8 protein-coding genes are annotated in these 6,933 nt (G+C 36.6%); 6 read left to right on the top strand and 2 right to left on the bottom strand.

What is annotated here, in order from left to right:
- The first annotated feature begins 339 nt into the window (after positions 1-339).
- A complete protein-coding gene (locus tag LCM00_RS14385) occupies positions 340-1,023 on the top strand; it encodes a hypothetical protein (protein WP_224903251.1) in 684 nt (227 codons plus the stop codon).
- A 209-nt stretch (positions 1,024-1,232) separates the two neighbouring features.
- On the opposite strand, the gene LCM00_RS14380 is transcribed toward LCM00_RS14385, so the two are convergent.
- Complete coding sequence (locus LCM00_RS14380; RefSeq protein ID WP_224903248.1) at positions 1,233-1,550, bottom strand: hypothetical protein; 318 nt, start codon at positions 1,548-1,550, stop codon at positions 1,233-1,235.
- 255 nt (positions 1,551-1,805) lie between these two features.
- Here LCM00_RS14380 and LCM00_RS14375 point away from each other — a divergent pair, with 255 nt between their 5' ends.
- Complete coding sequence (locus tag LCM00_RS14375) at positions 1,806-2,603, top strand: abortive infection family protein (RefSeq protein WP_224903245.1); 798 nt, start codon at positions 1,806-1,808, stop codon at positions 2,601-2,603.
- Positions 2,604-2,873: 270 nt separating this feature from the next.
- Here the strand turns inward: LCM00_RS14375 and LCM00_RS14370 are convergent, their stop codons facing one another.
- On the bottom strand, positions 2,874-3,308 hold the full coding sequence (locus LCM00_RS14370; RefSeq protein ID WP_224903242.1) for a MerR family transcriptional regulator: 435 nt from the start codon (positions 3,306-3,308) through the stop codon (positions 2,874-2,876).
- Positions 3,309-3,610: 302 nt separating this feature from the next.
- On the opposite strand from LCM00_RS14370, the gene LCM00_RS14365 reads away from it, so the two are divergent.
- From LCM00_RS14365 to LCM00_RS14350, 4 genes are all read left to right on the top strand, one after another.
- Complete coding sequence (locus tag LCM00_RS14365) at positions 3,611-4,468, top strand: aldo/keto reductase (RefSeq protein WP_224903239.1); 858 nt, start codon at positions 3,611-3,613, stop codon at positions 4,466-4,468.
- Between the two features lie 183 nt (positions 4,469-4,651).
- Positions 4,652-5,503, top strand: a complete 852-nt coding sequence (locus LCM00_RS14360; RefSeq protein WP_224903236.1) for an aldo/keto reductase — start codon at positions 4,652-4,654, stop codon at positions 5,501-5,503.
- Between the two features lie 52 nt (positions 5,504-5,555).
- Positions 5,556-5,726 (top strand): hypothetical protein, encoded by a 171-nt coding sequence (locus LCM00_RS14355; RefSeq protein WP_224903234.1) that lies wholly within the window; start codon positions 5,556-5,558, stop codon positions 5,724-5,726.
- Between the two features lie 55 nt (positions 5,727-5,781).
- Positions 5,782-6,906 (top strand): FAD-dependent monooxygenase, encoded by a 1,125-nt coding sequence (locus LCM00_RS14350; protein ID WP_224903232.1) that lies wholly within the window; start codon positions 5,782-5,784, stop codon positions 6,904-6,906.
- The last annotated feature ends 27 nt before the right edge of the window (positions 6,907-6,933 follow it).

Genomic DNA, 6,933 nt, shown 5'->3' with positions numbered 1-6,933 from the left:
TTTCCTCCCAAATCATACAGTTCTCGACAAACTTATGATAAGGGATGGGTGTTAAGGGTGGTCAACTTTTTGGTTAGCGAAAACCGCTAAAGTGGTCAACTTTTATTTTAGCGTTTACACTTATTATTTCAACGAGCCAAATTATAAAAATTTTAATAAAAAGAGAAGATAAAAATGGCTAGTTGTAGGTCGTTGTAGTACCTGGTTGTTTAGCAAAGGATGCTTATGTTCCAGAGCGGCTGCCAAACTAGGGTGCTTTTCTTATGCGACAAACGGGGCAGGTTAGCTTAAGAAGCATATCAAAATAGAGAGATTTTCCCGGATTTAGGAGGAATCATAATGGATTGGCCCCAATGGTGGCAAGGCGGACCTTTTCTTGAAGTTAGCTTCTTATTGGAATTTAAAGAAATGGAAGTGAAATCGAAAGCAATACAGGATATTATAAATAAGTTGCCAAAGCTAACGACTAAGGTTGAAATAATTGACGAAAACGTTGATGAAATTATTGATTTTTTTGATAGAGGCTATCCCTTTGATGCGGAAGATCCAGAAACAAATTTTATACATTCATTAAAATTAAGAGTATTCGTTCACTTACCAAGGAAACGAAAAGCGACTTTACAAATTGAAATGGTTTCTTCAAATTCAATTATGGTAAATTTCTGGTTTTATGGATCTATCTTCGATGCGTTTGAATTGGACCAAATCGGAATAAAAAAAGAGGAAATAAAAGACTTTACTAATTTCCTTATCGAGTTGTATTCCCTTTATGAGTTTAGGATTGGTGCAATTGCAATCGAAGAAGATGTTCTAGAGTTATTCGGATGCGGGGAAACATATCCTAACGAAGGTTATTGTTACGAGAATGTGAATCCGGAATGTTTCCTTCAAGAAGCATCTCGGTTTATTAATATTATATGGAATGAAAAGTGTGAGGAATTAAGCCGAATTCCATATAATTATAAAAGGCTTCATAAAGAAGGGATCCTTATTGAAACGGGGAGTTTTGACTTAGAATCTTAAATACCTAGGTGTATACCCCGGATGAAATAGATATCTTTGTTGAAATCCTTATTAAGCTAAAGGGGCAGGATAGTTGAAGAAGGGCGATTCAAAACTGTTGCGTATTGACATCACTTAATGTTGGTTCTTGAATTAACGTAAGAATCAGTGTTAAAGCGATATCATTCTATATAGTCAAAAATTAAAAAAGCTCTAGCCTTTACTTTAGACTAGAGCATTTCTTTTTCTTTTTTCTTCTTATCATCATTTTTAGACTTTAAGTGTGAGATTAACTTATATCCACCATATCCAATAGCGCTAATAGCACTTGCACCAATAAGACCTTTACGCAAAATGATTGCTCGAACTATTTTATCATCAGGGTTTCCGTACCTGTGATTATCCCATGCATTTATTTGTTCTAATGTTTTCATTTTACCATATCTTAAAACTACCTTTTTAGGGTCATAGTCAGGACCATAATACCAATCTTTTTCAGGATATTTTTTCATTATTTTTACTTTAAATTCTTCCCATGCTTCCCCCATAATTCTCACTCCTTTAAGCAACTACTTTTAAAACTGAAAAACCTTATCTATACTCAAATTATACTACAAAAAATATTAAGGAGCATAGGTAAGTACTAACGGGTGCGTTGACCAGCAGGATTAACGCTCTTTTTTGTGGAATTCCTTATTGAAGAAACGATGCAAATAGTTAAGGGGGGTTTTTAGAAAATTATGCTAAATCCTTTTAAATTGATAGAAACCGTATAATGTAAGATAAAATAGGGGGATTGAACAATGAGCGATTTTACATATGAATTACCGTTTACAGAAGAAAAGTTACTCAGCGGAGTATTAGGGGAACTAAAAAGGGATAACGAGTTAGAACTATATGGGTATCTACAAAAGGCGGATATTACGATTGATGATCTAGGCACTTCTTATTATGTTAATGGAAAAGGTAGATGGAATGCGAAAGGTGTAAACATTAAGTTTTCCGTAAACCCAGCTATTTTAGATAAATTAAATTCAACTGCAGAAAGAAAGGTTGAAATTATTTGCGATAGACTTATCCCTGGTAACGCAGGTTTCGATATTAAAGGAGTCTTATTCATACCCGACTTATCGAGAGATTTTGATACAGTCGAAGATTCGGATGTTCTTTTACAATTAAGTGTAGTTAATTCTGAAGCTATTCAAATATTATCGAGTGAAATTAGAAGTAAGCTTCAAGATGATCAACCGCAACTGGCATTAGATAGATTGCATACGTTCAGTATTCGTTTCTTCAGAGAGTTATGTAAAAGGCATAAATTAGAATATGTGAAGAAAGATTCGTTACATACATTGTTAGCCAAGTATCGAAAGCATGTCGAAGATAGCGGAGTTATCGAATCGAACATGACACTACAAATTTTAAAGGCCAATACAAACCTCTTAAATAACTTTAACAACGTAAGAAATGACGAAAGCTACGCACACGATAATGTAGTCTTAAATAAGAGTGAAAGCAAATTAATTTGCAATCACGTTATAGCACTCCTTAAATTTATTGATGAGATTGATGAGGATTTGTCTTTGAATTATTGGTTTTAAAAAAACGGACAGCTCAAACAGGTGCAATTTAACGATTAAAGTGACTGGGTATACCCAAAATGGGGTAGAGTCAGGAAAATGCGGATTTACAACGTTAAGTACTTTGATACAAGTCTTATGATTTGAATATGTCTCAATAGGCTTTACTCTATTGAGATTGTAAAGTAATACACTTAAACTAACGGGGCAGTTTAGTTTAAGTACATTCCTTCACAAATTGGTTGGTTATTAATTTTGAATACATAGGAAAAGCCGATTTCCATTTGAAAATCAACTTGTACTTTTTTTAAGCTGGTTATTAGCATATTTTGACTCCCAATCTCTAGGATTCATATCATCTGGCATCACACCATTGATAATATCAAGGTAATGGCTTGCCTTCTCTTCCATATATTTTACTGTTCGTTTTGCTTCCTCTAATTGAGCCTGAGCTATCTTATTCTGCTTCAGAATGATTTCATATCGTTCCTGAATGGTGCTATTACCTTCCAAACATAAATCTACATAGGATTTAATGTCTTCCACCGACATACCACATTGTTTCAGAAATTTAACACCTATAAGCCAGTTGATTGATTCTTGATTGAAAAGGCGATTGTTGTTTTTGTCACGCTGTACGCTTGGAACTAACCCTTTATCCGTATAGAAACGAACGGTATGTTCAGTCAGATCTAATAGTTTGGACACTTCCTTCACAGTATACATTTTTACTCACTTCCCCCAAAAAATTATAAAACCACTTGCATTCGTGTTACCCGAAGGTGATAGGATGGTCAATGTTCAAGTTGCTATTATTTAATCCCGAAAAGAACGATGTACAGAAAAGCTAACTTAAATGTATCAGTTTGTACTTTAGTTCCTCATTGATTAATTTCAATTAATCAAAAGTGTTGACTTCGTGTAACACGAAGGTAGTAGGCTAATATTAGCACAAGCTTGCTAAAACTGTAAATCCAATATGAGATGAAGTGGCTTGACACAAAATAAGAGCACTGGAGGATCATTTTATGCAAAAAGTTATATTGAACAATGGTGTGGAGATGCCAGTACTGGGCTTTGGTGTTTTTCAAATCGAAGATCATGGCCAATGTGAACAGGCTGTCTACGATGCTATTAAAGCAGGTTATCGCTTAATTGATACGGCTGCTACTTATTTGAATGAGGAAGCAGTGGGAAAAGCCATTAAACGAAGTGGTGTCCCTAGAAAAGAACTATTTATTACGACAAAACTTTGGGTTCAGGATGCTGGATACGAAAATACACAGAAAGCATTCGCAAAATCACTAGAAAAAATGCAATTGGATTATTTAGATTTATATTTAATTCATCAGCCATTTGGTGATGTTTATGGTTCTTGGCGAGCTATGGAGGAGTTGTACCATGAAGGTAAAATCAGGGCAATTGGAGTTAGTAACTTCCCTCCTGATCGTCTGGTGGATTTAATCATTCATAATGAAGTCGCTCCCGCAGTAAATCAGGTTGAAACACATCCTTTTAACCAGCAAATCGTGAGTCAAAAAGTCATGAAAGAGAACAACGTTCAAATTGAGTCGTGGGGACCATTTGCGGAAGGGAAAAATAACCTCTTCCAGAATGGAATTTTAGTATCAATCGCTGGTAAGCACAATAAATCTGTTGCCCAGGTAGTTTTACGTTGGCTAACACAAAGAGGAGTCATTGCGATTCCAAAATCCGTTCATAAGGAAAGGATGATTGAAAACTTCAATATCTTCGATTTTGATTTAAGTCAAGAGGATATGGAAAATATTAGTTCGTTAGATACGGGCAAGAGTTTGTTCTTTTCTCATACGGACCCTGAAATCGTGAAATGGATGGGTAATTATAAGATTGGTGATGAAATCTAGATTAGGTTTGGAGTCTCCCTGTTAAGTTCGTGAAAAATATGCGGTCTTCGTTTACCATGTAACAGCCACTCTCATATTCAGGATGAGCTGTAAACTGTTTTCCAATTCACAACCGAAACAGCGGATGGGTTCAACAAGTTAAAATACAGAAAATCAATAAAAAATTTAAAGGAGATACTTATTATGGAATACGTAACTTTAAACAATGGAGTAAAAATGCCAATTATCGGTTTTGGCGTTTATCAAATCACGGACATGGCAGAATGTGAACGAATCGTCGGAGAGGCAATTAAAGCTGGGTATCGTTCTTTTGATACTTCAGCTGCTTACTTTAATGAAGAAGCTGTTGGACGAGCAATCGCTAAAAGTGGTGTACCTCGTAAAGAATTTTTTATCACCACAAAATTATGGATTCAAGATGCCAGCTACGAAGATGCGAAAGGTGCTTACGAAGCCTCTTTAGATAGATTGAGTTTGGATTATTTAGACCTTTACTTAATTCATCAACCATTTGGTGACTATTATGGTGCATGGCGTGCTATGGAAGAATTATATGAAGATGGAAAAGTTCGTGCGATTGGCGTTAGTAACTTTGACGATGCTCGCTTAGCGGACTTAATTATCAATAATAAAGTCGCTCCAGTATTGAACCAAGTGGAAACTCACCCATTCTTTCAACAAAAAAATGCCATTGAAACCATGAAAAAATATGATGTTCAAATTGAATCATGGGGACCATTTGCCCAAGGCGGTAAAAATATTTTCATGAATCCAACATTAGTAGAAATTGCAGAAGCTCATGGAAAATCAGTAGCTCAAGTTGTATTACGCTGGCATATTCAACGAGGTGTCGTAGTGATTCCAAAATCAACAAATCCAAATCATATGAAACAAAACTTGGATGTTTTTGATTTTGAATTATCTAACGAAGATATGGAAAAAGTTTTTGCTTTAGATTTAGGACACAGTGAATTAATAGACTATTTACGAGCTGCACCAGCGGAAATGCTAAACAGCTTAAAAGTACATGACTAAGGGAACACCAAATTGTTGAGTAAGCGTAGTGGTTTTCCAGAACCTGATAGGAATGTTGAAGGAAAATGCAAGTAAAGAAGGATTTGCATTAAAGCCAGAGGATATTGTAGATGCAGTAGCTTATGTGATTAACAAACGTGAAAGTGTTGCGATCAATGAAATATTAATTCGGCCAGCTTTATGTAATTTTTTAGCCAAGAAAAACCGATTCGATTTCCATTAAGGAAACTCGGTTTTTCAAATTTTAAAAGCCACAAAATTAAAAAGGAGAAAGAACAATGATGAGAGAGAATCTCCAAAGCCATTCAGCCAAAGGAGCTAAAGATTCTGCTGTCATTGTCGGTGCTTCGCTTTCTGGATTAATGACAGGGATTGCTCTCTCGCAAGCTGGAATGAATGTAACAGTTTTAGAGAGAGTTGGAGCGAAACCCCGAAGTGGAGCTGTTCTTCAAGTTGACAGTGGGGAAATTGATCAAACTGAAACAGCGAAGCTCTTAAGGAAACTTGCTTCTGGTGGAATAAGGTCAGCTGAGGCATGGTCATCTATACAGTTTCGATTACGCAGAGAAGCTGAAGCTGACCCTAAAATAGACTTGCGTTATGATACACGTGTTCAAACTGTAAATCAGGATAACGATTCTGCTTGGGTTGTGACCGAAAAGGGGGAAACATTCCGCGGAGATATATTGATAGGTGCCGATGGCCACAAAAGTACCGTACGTCGCATAGTAGCACCCCATAAACCGAATGCAGCTTTCGCGGGATACATGATATGGATATCAATTGTTGATGAGAAAGACATACCGGGAAAAAGTCGACCGAGCCTTAATGCCCCGAAGTTTAGTATGCCAGATGGGATCGGTGACTTTTTGCTTGGTACGATTATTGCTGGATCAGACGGTTCTACAGCTTTAGGAGAACGACGACTAGGATGGGCTTGGTACGATAACACTCAAAATGATTTATTGCGAGGTTTGGGATGTGTTGAGGGAAGCATTGTACGACATTCACTAAATGCCGCTGATGTCCCAGAACATACATTAATTGAACTTGCCGACAAGGCTTCAGTTAGGTGGGACCAACCATGGTTAGACGCAATTCTTCATAGTATACAATCACGTAACTTTATTGGAACTCCGATTGCCGAATACGTTCCTGATATTCTTGTGAAAGGACGTATAGCGATCGTTGGAGATGCTGCACATCTACCTACACCATTAACTGCATCGGGATTTAATGCTTCATTACAAGATGCTGCTACCTTAGCCGAGTGTGTTGGAAAGGGTATAGAAGGAGCCGCCGCAGCTAATGCTCTTTTGAAATATGAATCTCTTCGTCTGAAACATGCCCGTCAGATTGTGCAGTCCGGAATATCTTTTAGTAAATCTTTTGGTCGACGATAAAAGTGGGGTGTGTCAAAAAAATTAACG

It is taken from the genome of Bacillus infantis (assembly GCF_020171945.1).
Lineage (GTDB): Bacteria > Bacillota > Bacilli > Bacillales > Cytobacillaceae > Bacillus_AB > Bacillus_AB infantis_A.
The sequence above is the reverse complement of the archived record's forward strand: the minus strand, read 5'-3'. Positions and strand labels throughout refer to the sequence as shown.